Origin of the sequence: Xanthomonas sp. WHRI 1810A, from assembly GCF_040202885.1 — a bacterium.
Classification (GTDB): domain Bacteria; phylum Pseudomonadota; class Gammaproteobacteria; order Pseudomonadales; family Pseudomonadaceae; genus Aquipseudomonas.
This window is the reverse complement of the sequence record NZ_JBEGED010000002.1, coordinates 515,609-536,423: the sequence shown is the minus strand read 5'-3', so window position 1 is coordinate 536,423 and position 20,815 is coordinate 515,609. Positions and strand designations below refer to the sequence as shown.

Sequence of the window (20,815 nt, the reverse complement as noted above, 5' to 3'; positions counted from 1 at the left end):
CACCCACTGCTCGTCTTTCGATAACCCTTCGGATCAAGGAACCCGACATGCGCCTGACTTATCTGCTGCCGTTGACGCTGGCTTACGCCGCTTCGGCCCACGCCCTGGACGAAGTGACCGTCGCCCTGGCCATCCCGCCGGCCGTGCACGACGGCGCGCCGTATGCGGCGGCTGAAGCACTGGGGCTGTTCAAGGAGCAAGGGCTGGCGGTCAACGTCGTGGTGTTCCAGGGCGCCGGCGCCTTGCTGCCTCAGGTGGCCAGCAAGCGCGTGACCTTCGGCTTTCCCGTGGCCGAGCCGGTGATCTCCAGCTACTTCAACGGCAAGAACCCGCTGCCGGTGCGCTATTTCTACAACGGCGTGCCGAGCCAGACCCTGGAATACGCGGTGCTGGCGGACTCGCCGATCAAGACGCTGGCGGATTTGAAAGACAAGAAAATCGGCGTGGGCGCGCTGACCTGGGGCACGCTGCCCAACAGCCGCGCCGCGCTGAAAGTCGCGGGGCTGACGCCGGGTGAAAACGTCGAATTCGTCGCCGTCGGCGCCCTGGGCGCAGGCTTTCAGGCGCTGCGCAGCAAGCAGGTGGACGCCCTGAATTTCAACAGCAGCTGGGATGACATGCTGGAATTGCCGGGCACCGCCATTCGCCGCATCGCCTACCCGCCGGTGTTTCAGGAGAATCCGGGCAATGGCTTTATCGCCCACGAGGACACCTTCAAAGACAACCCCGACCTGATCCGTCGCTTCGGCCGCGCCTACACCGAGGCGCAGTTCGTGTGCGAGGTCAATCCGGCGTTCTGTGTCCAGGCCTTCTGGCGTCAGCACCCCGAGAGCAAACCGGCCGACGCCGAGGGCAAAGGGCTGGAAGACGCCAAAACCCTGTTGACGCGACGCCTGCAGCGGACCCTGTACCGAGCCGATGGCAGCGCCCGGGCGCCGGGTGAATACAACCTCGACGTGATCCGCCAGGCCATCGCGGCCATGGCCAGCACCGGTGAGTTCCCCACGGCCGAGGTGCCGGTGGAACGCATCTTCTCCAACGAATTCGTGCCGGCGTTCAGCGACTTCGACAAAGCGGCATTGCGCCAACGCGCGGAGGCCGCCCAATGACCCTTCGTTTGCTCATTGATGTAGCCGACGGGCTGATCGACCAGCCGCGGAAAATCACCGCGTCGGGCCTGGCCGCCGGCATCGCGACACTCACCACGACCCTGGCGCATCCCGACGGCAGTCACTGGCGTAGTCAGGCGCAGTTCTTGATGGCGGCGGACGGCGTGCTGGACGTTAACCGGCAGACGCCGCAATCGGGGGACTGGCACGAGCCCGAGCCCATGGCCTGCGTGTGGGCCATGCGTCAGTTGAGTGCCCCGGTGGCGCCGGCGCTCAGCGAAGGCGTCGCACCGCTCACGGTGGAGGTCGAGCTCGAAGACGCCTCGGGCGCGCGGGCGTCGGCGGCGTTCATTCAGCGCTTTCAGCCGTTTGCGGTAATCCGTCGGGAGATCCTTGATGAGGGGTTGTCCGGCACGCTGTTCGTCCCGGCCGGCGACGGGCCGCACCCGGTGGTGATCGTCCTCAATGGTTCGGGCGGTGGCACGCCGGAACAGCGGGCCGCGCTGTATGCGGCGCACGGTTACATCGGCGTTGCCCTGGCCTACTTCAAGGCGCCCGGGCGCCCGGACCACATTTCTGACACGCCGCTGGAATACTTTCAGACGGCGCTGGACTGGGTCAGCCGTACGCTTGCGCCCAAACACGGCTTTATCGCGGTGGCCGGACTGTCCCGGGGCGGCGAACTGGCGCTGTTGCTGGGCGCGACCTTTCCCGAACGCGTGTCGGCAGTGATCGGCTACGTGCCCAGTGCGGTGGTCCACGGCACCTTGCGTGCAGGCCGCCCCGAGCAACCCCGGGACGCCGATGCCTGGACCTGGCAAGGACAGCCGTTGCGCAATGTCTGGCGCGGCAATCCCCACGCCGACTGGACCGCGTTTGATCATCCACCCACGGTCGGTGCGCCGATTCGCCAGGCCCCGGCCTTCAGCCAGGTTGAACAGGGCGCGGCGTTTGTCGCGGCGGCGCGGATTCCCGTGGAGCGCATTGCCGGGCCGGTGCTGTTGATTTCCGGCACAGACGACGGCTTCTGGCCCTCCACCGCGTACAGCGAGCGCATTGCGGCTCAGATGAAGGCGGCCCACCATCCATGGCCGGTGGAACACGTGCGCAACGAAGGGGCAGGGCACGCCATCGGTTTTCCGTATGTGCCGACGACGGTGATTGCCAGGCTGCATCCGGTGGCGGGCGTGGTCATCAGCGGCGGGGGCACGGCGCACGCCAATGCCCAGGCCAATCGCCTGAGCTGGGCGCGGGTGTTGGATTTTCTTGCCGCCGCCGTCGCCGCCAAGGGAGCTGACTCATGAGCGCGGCGTTGGCGTTGCGCGACGTGGGCCTGACCTACGCCACCCGACGCGGCGAAATCGAGGCGCTGGCGGACATCGACCTGAGTATCCAGCCCGGGGAATTCGTCGCGCTGCTGGGGCCGTCCGGCTGCGGCAAATCCACCGTGCTCAAGCTGGCAGCCGGTTTGCTGGCGGCGTCTCGTGGGCAGGTGGAACTGGCGGGGAACGCGGTGGCTGGGCCCAGTCGACACACCGGCGTGGTGTTTCAGAAGCCCAATCTGTTGCCGTGGAAAACCGTGCTGAACAACGTCCTGCTGCCCGCGCGGACCCTGGGTCTGGCGCGGCAGCCGGCGGTGGAACGGGCGACGCAATTGCTGGAGCTGGTGGGCCTTGGGGCCTTCGCCAACGACTACCCGTTCGAGTTGTCGGGCGGCATGCAGCAGCGTGTCGGCATCGCCCGCATGCTGTTGCACGACCCGGACCTGCTGCTGATGGACGAACCCTTCGCCGCGCTGGATGCCCTGGCCCGGGAATCCCTGACCCTGGAGCTGCAACGCATCTGGAGCCAGCAACGCAAGTCGGTGCTGTTCATCACCCACAGCAGTCAGGAGGCGGTGTTTCTTGCCGACCGGGTGCTGGTGATGTCCCCGCGACCGGGGCGGATCATCGACGAACTGATCATCCCGCTGCCTCGGCCTCGTACGTTGGAAACGCTGGTCGACAGTCAATTCACCGGGCTTTGCCAACACCTGCGCAGGCACTTCACCCATGAATAGATTCCTCTCGCTGCTGTATCCGCTCATCAGCCTGGCGGTGCTGATTGTGGTCTGGGGCCTGGCGGTGAAGCTGCTGGCCATCCCGGATTACGTGCTGCCACCGCCCTTGGCGGTCTATGACGCACTGGCCAGCGGCTTTGCCAGCGGCAGCCTGTGGCCGCACATCGGCGCGACCCTGGGCGAGATGCTCAGCGGCTATTTGATCGGCTGCGTGCTGGCCATTGCGCTGGGCGCGCTGCTGGCCGAATCCCGGACGTTCGAGCGCTTTGTCTACCCGTTGCTTATCGGCCTGCAAGCCACGCCCAAAGTGGCGCTCGGGCCGATCATTCTGGTCTGGTTCGGCTTCGGCCTGGCCTCGAAAATCGTGCTCGTGGCGCTGGTGTGTTTCTTTCCGCTGTTCGTCAACACGGTCAACGGCATCCGCCGCACCGATCCCGAGCTGCTGGACGCCTGTCGCGCATTTTCGGCGTCGCGCCTGTACCTGCTGATGCACGTCAAGCTGCCCGCGGCGGCCGGTGAAATTTTCGCCGGTCTGCAAATCGGCGTGTCGCTGGCGCTCATCGGCGCGGTGGTGGGGGAGTTTCTGTCGGCGCAGCGCGGCCTGGGCTACATGATCGCTTCAAGCTCGGTGAGCATGAGCCTGGCCACCATGTTTTCCGGCGTGGTCCTGCTGGCCGTGATCGGCCTGTGCGGCGCGCAATCGGTGCGCTGGCTGCAACGCCGGGTGATTTTCTGGGAACCGGGCGCGGCCCGGCGCAGCAAGCGGTAGGGGAGGCCATTCTCGGTAGCCGACATTCGCGAACACGTTCGCTGCTACAGAAGAGTTGGGGTGTGGTGCATTCAGCGCGTCGCATTTGCTGATAAACACATTCCCAACCATCGATTACTCGTGGACTATAGGCGCCATTTGGCGGCCTCTGCGTGAGGCCAGCGCTCGCAGCTCCAGGAGCCCGTGGATGAACATCAAGATTGAGGCGCTGATCGCCCGCAAGATCGGCTTTGCCTCGCACCAGAATGCCGTTCCGCTGGTGCGCGAACTGAGCCTCTGGAATCAGGAACAAACCCCCTTTGAAAACTTGGTGCTGACGTTAAGCACCGACCCGGATTTCGTCGACCGCAAAACCTGGCACATCGACCGTCTCCAGCCGGGTGACCGGCTCAGCATTGCCGAACGCGACATCACCCTTAACGCCGCGTACCTGTCGGGCTTGAGTGAAAGCCTGAGTGCCGACGTCATCCTGCGCCTGTCCCAGGGCGACACCCTGCTGGTGGAGCAGCGTTTTCCCACCGAACTGCTCGCGCGCACCGAATGGGGCGGCCTGAGCGCCATGCCGGAACTGCTGGCCGCGTTCTGCATGCCCAATGACCCGGCCGTGGACCGGGTGCTCAAGGCGGCGTCCGAGGTCTTGCGCCGCGCCGGCAAGAAAGACGGCATCGACGGCTATGAAAGCAAATCCCGCACCCGCACCTGGGAACTGGCTTCGGCCATCTGGTCCGGGGTCTGCAGCTTTCAATTGAGCTACGCCTTGCCCCCGGCCAGTTTCGAGCAACAGGGGCAGAAGATCCGGCCACCGAGCGTGGTGCTGGAAAACGGCGTGACGACCTGTCTGGACACCGCGTTGCTGTTCGCCGCGGCGTTGGAGCAGGCAGGGTTGAATGCCCTGTTGATCATGACCAAGGGGCATGCGTTCGCCGGCGTCTGGTTGCAGCCGCAGGAGTTTTCCCAGCTGTTGACCGATGAAGCATCGGCCGTGCGCAAGCGGCTGGACCTCAAGGAAATGGTGGTGTTCGAAACCACCCTGGCCACCCAGGCCCCGGCGCCGGGCTTCAGCCAGGCGGTGGCGGCGGCCGAACGGCAGCTGGATGACGAGCAGTTCATCATGGCCATCGACCTGCACCGCGCCCGGATGCAGAAAATCCGCCCGCTGGCCCTGGTTTCGGTCGTGAATCCGGTCGATGCCAGCGATGACGCACCGCCGGTCGCCCCTGGCCTGGAGGAAGCGCCGGCGCTGCCGGGGTTCGACGTCGAGATCAATGAAACCAGCGACGGGCCTGCCGGCAAGCTGACGCTGTGGCAACGCAAACTGCTGGACCTGACCACGCGTAACCGCCTGCTGCACCTGCCGGACAGCGCAAAAGGTGTGCGGCTGGTCTGCCCGGACCCTGCGGCGCTGGAAGACCTGCTGTCCAGCGGCGGGCGGATTCGGGTCCTGCCGGTGCCGGACCTGAACACCAGCGGCCGTGATGAGGCGTTGTACGAGCAACAACATCACGAAAACCTGCTCAACGAAGTCGCCCGTCAGGCACTGGCCCGGGGTGAAGTGCTCGCCAGTCTGGAAAAGGTCAAGCTGGAGTCCACGCTGATCGATCTGTTCCGCAAGGCCCGCAGCGATCTGGAGGAGGGCGGTGCCAACACCTTGTACCTGGCCATTGGCTTTCTGAAGTGGAAGAAAACCGCCGACGACCCGAAAACCTACTCCGCGCCGCTGATCCTCTTGCCGGTGAAGCTGGAACGTAAAAGCGCGCTGTCCGGGGTGACGTTGACCCTGCTGGACGAGGAACCCCGTTTCAACCTGACGCTGCTTGAATTGCTGCGCCATGACTTTGAGTTGCTCATCCCCGGGCTCGACGGCGACTTGCCCAGCGATGAAAGCGGTATCGATGTGCAGGGCATCTGGAACCTGGTGCGCCGCGCAGTACGCGACGTCCCCGGATTCGAGGTCAGCACCGAGCTGGTGTTGGGCACCTTCTCGTTTGCCAAATATTTGATGTGGAAAGACCTGAACGCCAACGCCGCGCAGCTGCTGCAAAGCCCGTTGGTCAAGCATCTGCTGACGCCCAATGAAGCGGGCGAGGGCTTTTCCGGATCGGACGAGTTCCCCCGGCCCGAGCGCTTGGACGCCACCGTCACCCCGGCGCAACTGTTCGCGCCGTTGCCGGCGGACTCGTCGCAGCTGTCCGCCGTCGTGGCCTCGGCCAGCACCCACAGTTTTGTGATGGACGGGCCGCCCGGCACCGGTAAATCGCAGACCATCGCCAACATGATCGCCCACAACCTGGCGCTGGGCCGCCGGGTGCTGTTCGTGGCAGAAAAGCGTGCGGCCCTGGACGTGGTTTATCGGCGTCTGGCCGAGAAGGGCCTGGGCGAATTTTGCCTGGAGCTGCATTCCAGCAAGACGTCGAAAGTGGAAGTGCTCAAGCAGCTGGATCGCGCCTGGGACGTGAGGGATGCATTGAGCGCCGAGGAGTGGGAACGCGAAGCCGCCCGGTTGCAGACCTTGCGCTCGCGCCTCAACGAACTGGTTGAAGTCCTGCATCGACGTGCAGGCAACGGTCTGTCCCTGCATCAGGCGATTGGCCGTGTGGTGCGCGACCACAGCCCGCAAACGCCGCGCCTGGTGTGGCCGGCCAACACCGGGCACGACGCCGCCGCGTACGGCCAGCTCCTGGACCTGGCACGTCGCCTTGGGCTGAACGGTGCGGCCGCCCGGGAGCTTTCGCCCCTGTTCGGCCTGCTGGCACAGACCCAATGGTCGAACGCCTGGCAGGCGCAGATCGCCAGCGCGGCGCGGGAATTGCCGCTGGCGCTGGATGCGCTGAATGCCGCCAGCGAAAGGCTGTTGGGCCTGACCCAACTGCCGTTGCCGGTGGCTGAAGTGATCCAGGTCCAGCAGCTTAACGATCTGCTCGCGCTGGTCGTTGAATCCCATGGCCTGAACCTGTCATTCGCCTTTGCCCCCGACGCGGCCGCGCGTATCGAAGCCGCCCGGCGTGCCTGTCAGTTGCTCGAAAGCTATCGGGAGCTTGAGCAAAGCCTGTCGCTGGATTACGCCGACGAAGCCTGCCGGCGTATTCCCTTCGCACAGCTGCACAGCGACTGGCGTGACGCCGAAGGGAAATTCTGGTTCCTGGCGACGCTGGCCAAGAAAAACGTGGCGAAAAAACTCGCCTCACTGGGTGGTGCGGCGGGGCTGCCGGACACCCTGGGCGATCTCGCGATTTTCGAGCGCCTGCACGCGCAGCTTACGGAACTGGACGCATTGGCCAGCGACCTGCAGTCGATTCCCGGCTGGCAAAGCCTGGCCAGCGACACGGCCCGTATGCTGCGCGCGGTCTCTCTGGCCGAGCGTTTGCGTGGCGTGCTCGTTGGCCTGGCCGACTCACCCGAGCACCTGGTGTCATTGCGCGGCGCCGTCGCCCGGTTGGTCATCGATGCCAATGACATGCTCGCGCCCGGCGGGCAAATCGGTGCCGCGTTATCGACGTTGCAGCAGGCCTTGTCCCGCTACGACGAGGCGGCTCGGCTGTTCGCCGGATTGGCGGCCATCGACACCGAGATCCGGCCGTCCGTTGCCGCATTGCGAGCGACCTCGCTGTCGATCCAGCAGCACGAGCAACAGCTCAAGGCCTGGTGCGACTGGTGCCGCGTCCGCGAACAGGCGAGCGAGGCCGGTCTGGGGAGCCTCGCCCACGGGCTGGAGTCGGGCAGTCTGTTGCCGTCCGCCGTTGAGGACACTTTTCTCACGGCCTATGCCCACTGGTTTGCGACCCAGGGCATCGACGCTGAACCGCTGCTGAGGACCTTCGTGGCGGCCGAGCACATGAGTGACATCGGTGCATTCGTGCGCTTGGATGACGAAATGGCGACGCTGACCGTGCGCTACATCCGGGCGAAGCTGTGCGGCTTGATTCCGTCCAAGAACGACATCCCGAGGAACAGTGGCTTCGCCATTCTCAAGCACGAGTTGCAGAAGTCGCGCCGGCACAAACCGGTCCGCCAGTTGGCCATCGAGATGGGCGATGCGCTGAATCGCCTGGCCCCGTGCATGCTCATGAGCCCGCTGTCGATTGCGCAGTTCCTGCCGGCCGATCAGCCGCCGTTTGATCTGGTGATCTTCGATGAGGCGTCACAGATTGCGCCGTGGGACGCCATCGGTTCCATCGCCCGGGGCAAGCAGGTGGTGATCGCCGGCGACCCGCGGCAGATGCCGCCTACCAACTTTTTCAACCGCGGCCCGAACGCCGGCGACGACGACACCGCCGAGGACATGGAGAGCATTCTGGACGAATGCCTGGGGGCCGGGGTGCCGAGCCACAGCTTGAGCTGGCACTACCGCAGTCGCCATGAAAGCCTGATCGCGTTCTCCAACCACCGCTATTACGACAGCAACCTGATCACCTTTCCGGCGGCCGAGACCCGCGCCAGTGCCGTCGAATGGCGCCGGGTCGAGGGCGTCTACGCCAAAGGCAAAGGCCGTTACAACCAGGCCGAAGCCGAAGCCATCGTCAACGAGACCGTCAAGCGCCTGACTGATCCTGCGTTTGTCGCGGCGGGCCATTCCATCGGGATCATCACCCTGAACGCCGATCAGCAGACGCTGATCAACGACCTGCTGGACAAGGCACGTCAGCAATACCCGGAGATCGAGCCGTTTTTCCAGGACAGCCAGACCGAACCGGTGGTGGTCAAGAACCTGGAAACGGTGCAGGGCGACGAGCGCGATCTGATCATGCTCGGGATCGGCTACGGCCCCACCGAGCCAGGCTCGCAGGTCATGTCGATGAACTTCGGGCCGCTCAACAAAGACGGCGGCTGGCGCAGGCTGAACGTAGCCATCACCCGCTCTCGCCGAGAGATGCTGGTGTTCACCTCGTTCGACCCGTCGATGATCGACCTGAACCGCACCAATGCCCGCGCCGTGCGGGATCTGAAGCACTTCATCGAGTTCGCCCAGCGCGGTCCGAGGGCGCTGGCCGAAGCGGTACAGGGCTCGGTGGGCGGTTACGACTCGCCGTTCGAGGAAGCGGTGGCCCAAGGGCTGCGGCGAATGGGTTGGCAAGTTGTGCCGCAGATCGGTGTGTCGCGCTTCCGCATCGACCTGGGGATTGTCCACCCGGACCGTCCCGGCGATTACCTGGCGGGTGTCGAGTGTGATGGCGCCACGTACCACAGCGCGGCGACTGCCCGGGACCGGGACAAAGTCCGGGGCGCGATTCTCACCGGCCTGGGCTGGCACCTGGTGCGGCTGTGGTCCACGGAATGGTGGGTAAACAAGGAAGGTGCCCTGCAAAAACTGCACACCGCGTTGAATGATCTGCTGGAGCAGTCTCGCCTGGAAGCAGCGGCCAGCCCGGAGGAGGAAGCGTTGGTTGTTCAGGCGCAATAGCCAGCGAAGAAAATCGGCATGCTCGCCTGAAGTTAAGATTTTCCTGTCGCGCTGAAGGAAAACTGCGCGAACAGCGCACCCCACAGGACCGCTCTGGCGAGCGGTCTGCCGTGTGCGGGGGGGTTATCGACCGGTGCCATACTCGGATTCCAGCCGGGCAACGCTGAGCATCATCAGTGATTTCAACTCGCTCAACCTGTGGGCCGTCAGCACCTCGCCAGGCACCTGGTTTCCTGCCTCAAGCAACTGAGCCTCCAGGTGCGCGACTTGCCGTGACAGGGCCATGGCGCCCATGGTCCCGGCACTGCCACGGATGGCGTGCAGGACTCGTAATACGCCGGTCGCGTCATGGCCGGTGAGTTGTTGTTCAAGGCGTGCGAACTGCCTGTGCATTTCCGGCGCGAAATGCTGCAAGCCGGTTCTGATGAACTCCAGATTGCCGCCCATGCGTCGAGCAATCGACTGCCTGGGTTCCAGGACGCCGTCGTCCGCTTCCTCTGGCTGCATGACCTGCCCTTCAAGGGTTTTTCCGGTCTGCGCCAACAGGGTGGCGACCAGTTGTTCGAGGTCTATCGGTTTGCCGACATGCTCATTCATCCCCGCAGCCAGACAGAGGTCACGATCCGTCCTGGAGGCGTTTGCCGTCATCGCCACAATGGGCAGCTTCGCGAAGGCCGGGTCTGAACGGATACGCCGGGTGGCCTCAAGACCGTCGAGGTCAGGCATTTGCATATCCATCAGGACAGCATCGAACACTTCGACGCCCGCGAACACACGGTTGACGCCTTCCATGCCGCTCTCTGCCAGGTCAACGATCGCGCCTTCGCCGCTGAGCAATGCCTGGGCTATCTGGCGATTGATCATGTTGTCATCAACGATCAATAAGCGAAGCCCTGCCAGTCGCTTCCCATGCAGGGAGGCGGGCAAACGATGGCCAGGATGCGGCGTGCGGATGCCCGAGATCGCCGCCTCAAGGGTGGTCGCCAGTTGTTGCGGCGTGACGGGTTTGGTCAATAGCCCGACAAAGGGCGCGCTGCCCTCGTGGTAAAGATCATTAAGCACCTCGCGGCCATGGGCGGTGATCATGATCACCACAGGAGGAGGGTGGTGGTGGATGTTCTGGCGATGAATGATTTCAGCGGCGCTGAGCCCGTCCAGTCCCGGCATCCGCCAGTCCATCAGCACCACGCTGTACCCTCGACCCTGTTCCCGGGCCTGGCGGACGCGCTCGACCGCTGAAGCACCTTGCGTCACGCAGTCTGCCTGCCAGCCCAATGCATGGACGGTGCGCATCATGATTTCGCAGGCGATCACGTTATCGTCGGCGATCAGGATACGCATGCCTGAGTGTGCGGCTCGTTGGCGGTCCGGCGCTGGCAGGGTGTCCGCGACGCTGAGTTCAATATCGAACCAGAAGCGGCTGCCCGAACCTTCGCGGCTTTCTACCTGCAGCACGCCGCCCATCAGCTGGACCATCTTGCGGCAAATCACCAGGCCCAGCCCGGTACCCCCGAAGCGGCGTGACGTGGACGCTTCGGCCTGGGTGAAACCGTCAAATATGCGTTCCAGCTGCTCGGGCGTGATGCCGATCCCGGTGTCGGCTACCGCGATGCGCAGCAGGATGCCACTGGCGGTCTCGTTGAGTTTTTTAACGCTGACGACCACCTGGCCGCTTGCAGTGAATTTAAGCGCGTTGCCGGCCAGGTTGATGAGGATTTGCTGCAGGCGCAGGCTGTCTGCAATTAACACTGGAGGCAGTCCGACATCGATGTCGAACATCACTTCGACGTCTTTGGACGCTTGATTACCGGCCAACACCACGGCGAGGTCACGTAGCAGGACTTCCAGCTCGAAGGGGTGCAGGTCCAGCTGTAACTTGTCGGCCTCGATCTTGGAATAGTCGAGGATGTCATTCAACAATCCCAGCAATGACTTGGCGGCCGTCTGGGCGTTGGTCACGTATTCATGTTGACGAACGTTCATTTCCGTTTGCAGCAACAGCTGCAACATGCCCAGTACCGCACTCATCGGCGTCCGGATTTCGTGACTCATATTGGCCAGGAAAGACGACTTGGCAGCATTGGCAGCATCTGCCTGCAGCTTGGCCTGCATCAGGCTCGATTCCATTTCGCGGCGTTCGGTGATGTCGATCGCAATGCCCAGATAGCCGCTGAGCTGACCGTTATCATCGCGCATGGCCGTCACCACCAGCATCACCGGAAAACGCGAGCCGTCTTTGCGCACGTAATGCCACTCATGAGTTTGCGCCAGGCCTTCGACTTCAGCCCGGTAAACCAGCGCCTGAAAACCCGTGACAGACGGGCCCGATTCCTCGCTCAACTCAGCGCCGCGTCTGGCGACCTCTTCCGGCACATGGATGATGGCGGGCGTGTGACGATGGATCATCTCTTCGGCGGTGTAACCCAGCAGGCGCTCGGCGCCCTTGTTGAACACCTGGATGACGCCATCGAGATTGGTGGCGATGATCGACATCTCGGACGCCGAATTCAGCACGCTGGTCAGCAGCAGGTTGGATTCGTTCAACTGCGAGGTGCGCTGGATGATCTGTGATTCGAGGTTTGAGTTGAGTTCGAGAATCTTCGCCTCGGCGGTCTTCTCGGCCGTTATATCCCGGATGGTCTTGGAGGCTCCGATGATGATCCCGGTCTCATCGTGGATCGGGGAAATCGTGACGGAGACGTCGAGCAGGGTGCCGTTGCGACGCCGACGCCGGGTCTGGAAACTGGCAATGTGCTCACCCCGGGCAATACGCGCGAGGATCTCCAGCTCTTCCTGCTCCTGATCAGCGGGAACAATCAGCTGGAGCAACGGCTGGCCAACGGCCTCTTCAGAGTGATAACCAAACAGACGTTCGGCACCTTTGTTCCAGCTCGTGACGATGCCTTCCAGCGTCTTGCCGATGATGCCGTCGGACGAACTCTCGACAATTGCCGACAGCCACGCCTGGCGGTCGGCCGCCAACCGCCGCCGCTGGCGGCTTACGTTGCCAAGACTCACCAACACGGTGACCAACAACGCGATCATGGCGCCGAGGAAAAACACCAGTCCGGGGGAGATCAGGTTCAATGCCTGAATAAAGGCGGGGTGAGCGCTGAACTCGATCTGCCAGTGACGGCCGTACACCTGGAGCTTGCCGGTGTAGGTAAACAGGTCTTCAGGGTGCGATGAATCGGAGGCGTTGTCGTAAAAGGTCACGGGCTGCCCGGGCACCGTAGTGTCGGTGAGCCGGATATGAATTGACGCGTTCTGCCCGGGCAAGCCTGCCAGCACTTCGGCGATCACCAGTGGCGCGACACTCAAGCCGAATGCGCTCTGCTCACGTTCGGCAACGGTTGCCGGCGTCAGTGGCTCTCGATAGACCGGCAGCAGCATGAGAAATGACTGGTGCTGCTGGCCGTCCGCCTGAACCAGTGTGATCGGCGCGGTCAGACGGGCAGCGCCGCTGTCGATGGCGTCCATCGCCGCGGCCCGGCGACTGGGTTCAGAGGCGATATCCAGGCCAATGGCCTGGCTGTTTTCAGACGCGGGCTCCAGATACTGGACAACCAGGCGGTCGTGGGCTGTCGAGCCTAAGGCCTTGATGGCGAAGTCGGGTTGAGCGTCGGCCCTGGCCTCTGCCATAAAGGACGTTTCCTGTGCGATAGGCACCCGGCGGACAAAACCGAAGCCCCTGGCACCGGGAAACTCGACGGCCAGGTCGCGCGTTTGGCTGTAACGGCGAAACGCGTTGCGTGTAATCAGCTGTTCACCGGCTGTCAACACGATCCCTCGCACACCGCGCAAACCATATTCATACAGCTTCAATCGACTCGATACTGCATCGGCGGCTTCAAGGGCTTCAAACTCGACGGCGGCACGCGCCTGACGGTCGTTGGTCCGACTGAATCCCCAGGCGCATAAGCCCGCTGCCAATAAGCCGATCAACAGTGTGGCGACAACGGCGGTGTTGAGATAAGGGCCTGCACTTTTCTCATTCATGGCGGACAGCTCCAAGTGAACCCGACGGCTTTGCGGTCATTCAGGTAGGTGCCCGGTTACATTGTCTTTTCGAGGAGCAACGGTATATCGGCGAACGGCACGGGGCGTGAGTACAGGTAGCCCTGCATCAGATTGCACCCCAAGGCGATGAGGGCCAGCGCCTGTTCTTCGGTTTCGACACCCTCGGCCACCAGGCTCAGCCCCAGCGACTGTGCAAGGGTGATAATAGTACTGACGATAGCCGCGTCACTTTTGTCCTCAAGCATGGTACGGACAAAACTTTTATCTATTTTCAGGACGTCCACCGGCAGGTGCTTGAGGTAGGCAAGACTCGAATACCCCGTGCCGAAATCATCCACCGAAATACCCACGCCAAGGTCCCTGAGTGCCGACAGTGTCTCGCGCGTGCGTTCGATATCCTTGACCAGCACGCCCTCGGTAATTTCCAGCTCCAGTAACCGAGGCTCAAGACCGGACTCGGCGAGGAGCACTTTGACCGTGGCAAGAAATGACGGCACCTGGAATTGCCGGGGGGAGATGTTGACGCTCACTGCAATGGGGTGGCCCCGATCACACAAGGATTTCGCGTCCAGGCAGGCTCGTCTGAGCACCCATTCCCCGATGGGAACGATCAAGCCGTTTTCTTCCGACAACGGAATAAAGGTGTCCGGCAGAATCATCTGATCGCCGATAAAAAGACGAACCAAGGCTTCCATTCCCACCATTTGTCGCGTTCTGCCATCCACCTTGGGCTGGTAGAAAACACGAAAGCCATCGTTTTCAAGGGCCCCGCGCATCTGCATATCAAGTTGATGCCTGGCGCGCATGTTGATTTCCACTTGCGCCGAAAAGAAACAGTAACGATTCCTGCCTTGTTGCTTGGCTTGATACATGGCGGTGTCGGCGTGCCAGTACAGCGACTCCAGCGTATCGCTGTCGTCCGGATACAGCCCGATGCCGATACTTGCCGTCACCTGGTAACTCTGGTTTTCAATACAGACCGGGCGGTTAACGACAGTCAGCAGTTGAGTCGCGAAGTCTGCGACCGCATCGAAGTGCTCGACTTCAGGCATCAGGACCATGAAGGCGTCACCGCCCTGACGACTGACGGTGTCTATCGGGCGCACAAAGGCCTTCAGGCGGCTGGCAATGGTTTGCAGGACGACATCGCCTGTGGTGTGGCTGACCGCATCGTTGAGCGCCTTGAAATGATCGAGATCGATCAGCAACAACGCCACTTGCCCATGGATATGCCGGGCCTGCTGCAAGGCCTGCTCGGTTCGGTCATGCAACAGCGTGCGGTTGGGCAGGCCGGTCAATGCGTCATGGTTGGCCAGTTTCCTGGCTTCCGCGCGAAGTGCCAGATGCGCTTTGATGTGCGCGCGAGCGACGGGGATGTTCAGCGGCTTTTGCAGAAAATGGACGCCCCCGAAATCAAGCGCCCGCAGTTCGTTTTCCGTCTGGGTGTGGGACGTCACGAAGATCACTGCACTGTCGCAGGTCTTGGGGTCAGATTTGAGCGCTTTGCACACCGCGAAGCCATTCATGCCAGGCATCTGGATGTCGAGCAGCACCACGTCCGGCCGCCAGCGCCGCGCAGCCTCGAGCGCAGAGCGGCCGTCAGTGGCGAGATGGACGTGCCCCAGGTCGCGTACGGCTTCAATCAGGATCCTGACATCGGTCGCTTGATCATCGACCACCAGGATCACGGCATCACTCAATAGCTTGTTATACATTCCATTGCTCCCGAGGCTGGTCCGGGGCCCCGGAGGTGTCCCTGACGATCAGCGTCGATGTACAGAGTGGCCCGGCAGGGGATTGGTCAGCGCTTTCCGGATGATGTCATTATGATTGCGCTTTTCTCTGAGCGCCATGATTAGCACCTTGCGCTGTAAATGCATAGGTCCGTGCGAATCACGTATTCACTGCTGTAAAAAAACAGGTCTTAGATGCATTAACACTGATTAACGTGCTGCAGTCAGTTCGTTCAGCATATAGACGTCTGAAAGATGCCCGTCAACGGATCTTTAGTCGGAAATGGCGGCTTCCCTATAGCGATAAAGTTAAGTCCATCCATTCGGGTCTTTAGATAAAAAGGCCGATGATCGAACGTTACATGCACTTTGTTATTTACCCGGACGCCATAAAGGAACAGAGCGTTATCCACCCCGCTTAGTTCGTATTCCGGCAACGGATTATCGACGCTATACGGTTACTTCAACCGCAGCGCCCAGTTTCCCCCATGCTGCTGCTGGCACTCCTGTTCTGAATCGAACATCACGCAGCGGCTGGCGTTGATGGGTTGTACATCCGCATCGCTCAGTGCCGCCAGGGTCAGCTCACGCATGCGCGCGCCGTGCCCGTTTGCCAGCGCGAGTTCCTTGCTGGTTCGGGAATCGAAGACCCAGATCACCCGCAGACTGTCGGGAAAAGACCCGCTGTCCACTTGGTGGGTCAGCCATTCGAATCCGGGGATTTCAGCTTTGGCGGTCTCGCAGGCGTGGGTGAGGGATGCAACCAGACGACGCTCGATGCGTGCCTGGTCGCGCTTGCTGAGTGGCATGGAAGCACTCCAAAAGAGATGAAAGTCATGACCGCTGTCAGGTCCAGGCCTGCTGTTGTCCGCTCATGAAGCTGACATCGATGAGCGAACGCGGGGAAGGCCGTTGAGGGCAGGGCTAGGTTGCGTTGATGCGGCGGAACTCGACGGTCAGGTGACTGACTTCATGGACCGGTTTGAGCCGCTCGCGAATGCGGTCGCCGTCCAGGCTCGCGCTGCCCAGCACGCTGACGATGGCGGCATGGGCTTGCGGCCCTACACGCCACACGTGCAGGTCGGTGATGGTCGCGTCGCCCGGCCGTTCAACCAGATCCCGAATCTCTTTGGCGACTTGATCGTCGGTCTGATCCAGCAGCACGCTGGCGCTGGCCCCCATCAAGGTCCACGCCCAGCGCCCGATGACAATGGCGCCGACGATGCCCATGGCCGGGTCCAGCCAGACCCAGCCCAGATACCGGCCTGCCAGGAGTGCGGCGATGGCCAGGACCGAGGTCAACGCATCGGCGATAACGTGCACGTAGGCCGACCTCAGGTTGTTGTCCTTGCCGTGAGGGCTGTGATCGTGATCGTGATCGTGGTTATGGCTATGGCCGTGGCCCAGCAACAGGGCGCTTGCGAGGTTGACCAGCAGCCCGACCACGGCAATGAGCGTCGCCGTGCCGAACTGCACCTGGGTCGGTTCAAACAGGCGGATGAGCGATTCGACGGCGATCCCGAGTGAAACCAGGCCCAGGATCAGCGCCGAGGCGAAACCGCCCAGGTCGCCCACTTTGCCGGTGCCAAAGCTGTAGCGCCCGCTGGAGGCGTGACGCCTGGCGTAGGCATAGGCTGCGGCGGCGATGCCCATTGCGCCGGCATGGGTCGCCATATGGAAGCCGTCGGCGAGCAGGGCCATGGACCCGGTGAGGTAACCGGCGGCGATTTCGCCCACCATCATCACCACGGTCAACATCACGACCCACAGCGTGCGCCGGGCGTTTTCATCGTGGGCCGAGCCGAGGAACACGTGGTCGTGTGCGAGGTGTTCAGCATTGTTCATGGGCGTCTGCCTGAATGATTACCTGGAATAACGCCGGATCGCTTCAAGAAGCTCTTCGACGCCCTTGCTGCGCGCTTCTTCGCTGAGCGAAGGATGGGCGACGTGCGCCCGGGCATGTTCTTCGATGATCTCTTCCATCAAACCGTTGATGGCGCCGCGCGTGGCGGCCACCAGATGCAGCGTCGTGCCGCAGTCCTGTTCGGACTCCAGCGCTCTTTCAACCGCCTGTAGTTGGCCGGCGATCCGCTTGACGCGCTTGATCAGGCTGTCTTTGTTTGAACTTACGTGACCCATAGGATACCCCCCTTACCTATGGCGAGCCTGACAGGTGCGTGGTGTGAGGACAATGCCCGTTGGGCCGGAAAGGGCAGGCGAGCCGCTGCAGACGTCCATATTCACCCCCAGCCAGGCGGCGGGCGCCTAGGTATCAGCGCCACAACGATCCAGCGGTTCAATCTGACCAGCAGGGTAATTTCCTTCAATACGGTCCTGTCGTTTCACCCTACCTTCAGCGCTCACTGACACGCATTGAAGGTTCCTCATGAGCATTGCTTTGTCCATGGCCGCGTTTGCCCTGGCCTGTTCCATCAGTCCCGGCCCGGTCAATATCGTCTCGCTGGGATGTGGCGCACGTTACGGCCTGCGCGCTGCGCTTCCCCATGTCACCGGTGCGACATTGGGTTTCATCCTGCTGCTTTTGCTGATCGGTCTCGGTCTGCATGAGGTGCTGCGCCAGTGGCCATTGCTGACCCAGGTGATTCGTATCGCGGGCGTGTTGTACCTGCTGTATCTGGCGTACCAGCTGGCCAGGGATGACGGTCAACTGAGCACCGCGCAGGGTCAGAAAATCCCCTCTGCCCTGGGCGGCGCACTGATGCAGTGGCTCAACCCGAAAGCCTGGCTGGCCAGCCTCGCGGGCATGGGCGCTTTTGCGGCCGACGGCGACGTGCGCAGGGTGTGGATGTTCTCGCTGCTGTATCTGGTGATCTGCTGGTTGTCGCTGGCCAGCTGGGCCTGGGCCGGCGCTTCGCTGCGAGGCTACCTGAAGGATGCTGGCGCAATACGCGGGTTCAATCGGGGGATGGCCGCATTGCTGGCCGGCTGCGCGGCGTATCTGTTGCTGGAGTAATCGGACCCCGATACTGCCCGGGGGTGGCGGCCAGGCTGCGTTTGAACAGCCGCTGCAGATGCGCTTGATCGGCGAATCCGGACTGGGCTGCGACCTCGGCAATGCCCTCGCCCCGACGCAACCCTTCACGGGCAAACTGCAGACGGCAGTCAATCAGGTAGCCATGGGGCGTCAGGCCATAATGCGCCTTGAACGCACGAATCAAATAGGACGGGGAAAGCTGCACCGCTGCGGCGATCGCCTCCAGAGGCAGGGCCTGGAGGCAATGCGCGCGGATGAAAGCGGCGGCCTGAGTCATCTTGCACGGTGTGCCCGGCAGATGATCGTTCGCTGTCTGCAACCGCGCCACCAGCCATAGAAAGAAATTCAGCACCGCCGCCTGAAGGGTCTCAAGGCGGGTGCCGGGTGCTGTCAACGCGACGTACAGGTTGTCCAGTTTGGCAAACAGTGTGGAATCGGTGCTGTAGTGCTCGGCAAACGGAACGAAGCCGTCTTGGCCGCCCATACCTGCCTGACGTTGCACCGAAGCCAGCCAGGCTGCATCAACATAGAACATGCGATACGCCCAGGGTTGGTCGTGCAATGGATTGCACGCATGGACCACACCCGGGTTCATCAACACGACGCTGCCGGCCGAAATGTCACGCCTGCTGTGACCATTGAGGTAGGCACTCTTCCCGGCCATGATTGCGCCGATGGAGAAGGTCGCATGAGAATGGCTGCCATGGGTGAAGGTGCGGCCATCCTCGACATTGCGGATCTCGATGTGGGGAACCGCGTAGTGACGCCAGTAATGGGACATTTCTTCAGTCCGTCAAAGACAAGCAGGAGCTGTAAAGCATGGGTGACATTAGCATTGATCGATATGCGCCAGGCGATGAAAAAGACGTACTGGCCTTGATCGTGCCTATTCAGCGCGAGGAGTTCGGCATTGATATCTCGGCGGAGGATCAGCCGGATCTGATGCAAATCCCGTCGTTCTATCAGACCGGCACCGGTGATTTCTGGTTAGCCCGCAGACAGGGCGACGTGATCGGAACGATTGGTTTGAAGGACATCGGCCAAGGCGACGTCGCGTTACGCAAGATGTTCGTTGCAGCCCCTTGGCGAGGCCGGGAATCAGGCGTGGCCCGCCGGATGCTTGAACACCTGATTGACACCTCCAGAGCGCGCGGGGCGAAGCGGATCTTTCTGGGCACCACTGAAAAGTTCCTGGCGGCCCATCGCTTCTATGAAAAGCACGGCTTCGAGTCCATCGAACAGCAGCACCTGCCAGCCAGCTTTCCGTTAATGAAGGTCGACACGCGGTTTTATGCGTTGGTCTTGTAGCCTGCGGATGGCGCGACCGCGTGCGAGTTCATTGGACGGTGATGCTGGGGGCACCCTAGCTGATCGTCAGTTGACCACAGTGATCGCGCCGACGGCGATCGCCGCGACCAACATGACCAGCACCGTGCCGAAGGTCCATTTCAACGAAATGCGTTGGTTGTCGCCGTAATCAATGTCCAGCAGTCCGCACAGCAGATAAGTCGATGCGACCAAGGGGCTGAGCAAATGCACGGGTTGCCCGATGAGCGAGGCGATCGCCATTTCATTGGGCCCGATACCGTAGTGTGCGGCGGTCTCGGCCAGGATGGGGAGCACGCCGAAGTAAAATGCATCGTTGGTCAGCACATAGGTGAACGGCATGCTCAGCAGGGCGGTAATGACCGACATGTAGTGGCCCGCCTGCTCCGGCAGAATCACGATCAGGTTGTCCGAAATCGCCTTGATCATCCCCGTGCCGCTCATGATCCCGACGAAGATACCCGCTGCGAAGATCAACAGGGTCACGGCCATTACGTTGTCGGCGTGCCGCGCGATCACTTCTTTCTGTTGCTTGAGACTGGGGTAGTTCACCAGGCATGCGAGGCCAAAGGCGACCATGAACAGGATCGGCAGGGGCATGAGGCTGAGCATCATGCTGCTGATCAGCGCAATGGTCAGGACGACGTTGAACAGGAACCGGGGATCGCTGAGACGGATGTGTGCATAGCCTTTGAGCACGTCATCCTCGCTGACACTGACCAACCCGAGACGCCGGTACTCCATGCGACCCAGCCACCAGGCCGCGAAGATCACCCAGACCGCCCCGGCCGCCATGATCGGTGCCATTTCCAGAAACAGTGCGGTGATGTCCACGTGCATGGCGCTGGCGGCTCGGGAGAAGGGCCCGGCCCACGGCAGAATGTTCATCACGCCGATGGCCATCAGCAGCACGGTTGCCATCACCTGCAAGCGGATCCCGGTCAGCCGGTACAGCGGCAGGAAGGCCGCGGTCGCGATGATGTAGGTCGTGGCCCCATCACCATCGAGCCCCACGCACAGTCCCAGTACCGCCGTGCCCACGACAATCTTGCGCGGATCGCCTTTTACCAGCCGCAGCAGCACTTTGATCAACGGGTTGAACAACCCGGCGTCGGTCATCATGCAGAAGTAGAGGATGGCGAACGTCAGCATGATGCCGGTGGGGGCAAGCATTTTGACCCCGTCGTACATCATGGCGCCCAGCTCTGTGGCGAAGCCCCCCAGACACCCGAACACGATGGGCACGAGCAGTAGCGCTACCAGCGGCGACAGGCGTTTGCTCATGATCAGGTACATGAAGCATACGATCATCGCGTAACTCAGGAAGATCAACATGTGCATCCCTTTTATTGATTTTGTCGGGGCAAGCGGGTTGTGCTCGCTTTCTTCAGGCCGAACGACGCCCT

Annotated in this window: 14 protein-coding genes; 7 read left to right on the top strand and 7 right to left on the bottom strand. The window is 62.2% G+C overall.

What is annotated here, in order from left to right:
• Nucleotides 1–47: 47 nt before the first annotated feature.
• The 5 genes from ABQX22_RS05665 to ABQX22_RS05645 all read left to right on the top strand — a co-directional run bounded on the left by ABQX22_RS05665 (nucleotide 48) and on the right by ABQX22_RS05645 (nucleotide 9,335).
• Complete coding sequence (locus tag ABQX22_RS05665) at nucleotides 48–1,109, top strand: ABC transporter substrate-binding protein (RefSeq protein WP_349797358.1); 1,062 nt, start codon at nucleotides 48–50, stop codon at nucleotides 1,107–1,109.
• Nucleotides 1,106–2,413: an acyl-CoA thioester hydrolase/BAAT C-terminal domain-containing protein gene (locus tag ABQX22_RS05660; RefSeq protein ID WP_349797356.1), complete on the top strand. Its 1,308-nt coding sequence runs from the start codon at nucleotides 1,106–1,108 to the stop codon at nucleotides 2,411–2,413. The genes ABQX22_RS05665 and ABQX22_RS05660 overlap by 4 nt, the downstream gene beginning before the upstream one ends.
• Nucleotides 2,410–3,168, top strand: coding sequence for an ABC transporter ATP-binding protein (locus tag ABQX22_RS05655; protein WP_349797354.1), 759 nt, complete (start codon nucleotides 2,410–2,412; stop codon nucleotides 3,166–3,168). The genes ABQX22_RS05660 and ABQX22_RS05655 overlap by 4 nt, the downstream gene beginning before the upstream one ends.
• Nucleotides 3,161–3,937 (top strand): ABC transporter permease, encoded by a 777-nt coding sequence (locus ABQX22_RS05650; protein WP_349797352.1) that lies wholly within the window; start codon nucleotides 3,161–3,163, stop codon nucleotides 3,935–3,937. Before ABQX22_RS05655 ends, ABQX22_RS05650 begins: the two co-directional genes overlap by 8 nt.
• A gap of 187 nt (nucleotides 3,938–4,124) precedes the next feature.
• Nucleotides 4,125–9,335 (top strand): DUF4011 domain-containing protein, encoded by a 5,211-nt coding sequence (locus ABQX22_RS05645; RefSeq protein ID WP_349797350.1) that lies wholly within the window; start codon nucleotides 4,125–4,127, stop codon nucleotides 9,333–9,335.
• Nucleotides 9,336–9,458: 123 nt separating this feature from the next.
• On the opposite strand, the gene ABQX22_RS05640 is transcribed toward ABQX22_RS05645, so the two are convergent.
• The 5 genes from ABQX22_RS05640 to ABQX22_RS05620 all read right to left on the bottom strand — a co-directional run bounded on the left by ABQX22_RS05640 (nucleotide 9,459) and on the right by ABQX22_RS05620 (nucleotide 17,227).
• The gene (locus ABQX22_RS05640) at nucleotides 9,459–13,334 is read right to left on the bottom strand and encodes a CHASE domain-containing protein (RefSeq protein ID WP_349797348.1); all 3,876 of its coding nucleotides are present in this window, start codon (nucleotides 13,332–13,334) and stop codon (nucleotides 9,459–9,461) included.
• Nucleotides 13,335–13,390: 56 nt separating this feature from the next.
• Entirely contained in the window at nucleotides 13,391–15,070 is a 1,680-nt protein-coding gene (locus tag ABQX22_RS05635) for a putative bifunctional diguanylate cyclase/phosphodiesterase (RefSeq protein ID WP_349797346.1), read from the bottom strand.
• Between the two features lie 476 nt (nucleotides 15,071–15,546).
• Nucleotides 15,547–15,897, bottom strand: coding sequence for a hypothetical protein (locus tag ABQX22_RS05630; RefSeq protein WP_349797344.1), 351 nt, complete (start codon nucleotides 15,895–15,897; stop codon nucleotides 15,547–15,549).
• 115 nt (nucleotides 15,898–16,012) lie between these two features.
• The gene (dmeF, locus tag ABQX22_RS05625) at nucleotides 16,013–16,933 is read right to left on the bottom strand and encodes a CDF family Co(II)/Ni(II) efflux transporter DmeF (protein WP_349797342.1); all 921 of its coding nucleotides are present in this window, start codon (nucleotides 16,931–16,933) and stop codon (nucleotides 16,013–16,015) included.
• An 18-nt stretch (nucleotides 16,934–16,951) separates the two neighbouring features.
• On the bottom strand, nucleotides 16,952–17,227 hold the full coding sequence (locus ABQX22_RS05620) for a metal/formaldehyde-sensitive transcriptional repressor (protein WP_349797340.1): 276 nt from the start codon (nucleotides 17,225–17,227) through the stop codon (nucleotides 16,952–16,954).
• A gap of 247 nt (nucleotides 17,228–17,474) precedes the next feature.
• Between ABQX22_RS05620 and ABQX22_RS05615 the strand changes: the two genes are divergently transcribed.
• A complete protein-coding gene (locus ABQX22_RS05615; RefSeq protein WP_349797338.1) occupies nucleotides 17,475–18,062 on the top strand; it encodes a LysE family translocator in 588 nt (195 codons plus the stop codon).
• Here the strand turns inward: ABQX22_RS05615 and ABQX22_RS05610 are convergent.
• Nucleotides 18,004–18,864 (bottom strand): helix-turn-helix transcriptional regulator, encoded by an 861-nt coding sequence (locus ABQX22_RS05610; protein ID WP_349797337.1) that lies wholly within the window; start codon nucleotides 18,862–18,864, stop codon nucleotides 18,004–18,006. The two genes, ABQX22_RS05615 and ABQX22_RS05610, sit on opposite strands and share 59 nt — an antisense overlap.
• A 38-nt stretch (nucleotides 18,865–18,902) precedes the next feature.
• On the opposite strand from ABQX22_RS05610, the gene ABQX22_RS05605 reads away from it, so the two are divergent.
• Complete coding sequence (locus tag ABQX22_RS05605) at nucleotides 18,903–19,391, top strand: GNAT family N-acetyltransferase (RefSeq protein WP_349797335.1); 489 nt, start codon at nucleotides 18,903–18,905, stop codon at nucleotides 19,389–19,391.
• A 66-nt stretch (nucleotides 19,392–19,457) separates the two neighbouring features.
• On the opposite strand, the gene ABQX22_RS05600 is transcribed toward ABQX22_RS05605, so the two are convergent.
• A complete protein-coding gene (locus ABQX22_RS05600; protein ID WP_349797333.1) occupies nucleotides 19,458–20,744 on the bottom strand; it encodes a CitMHS family transporter in 1,287 nt (428 codons plus the stop codon).
• Nucleotides 20,745–20,815: the final 71 nt, after the last annotated feature.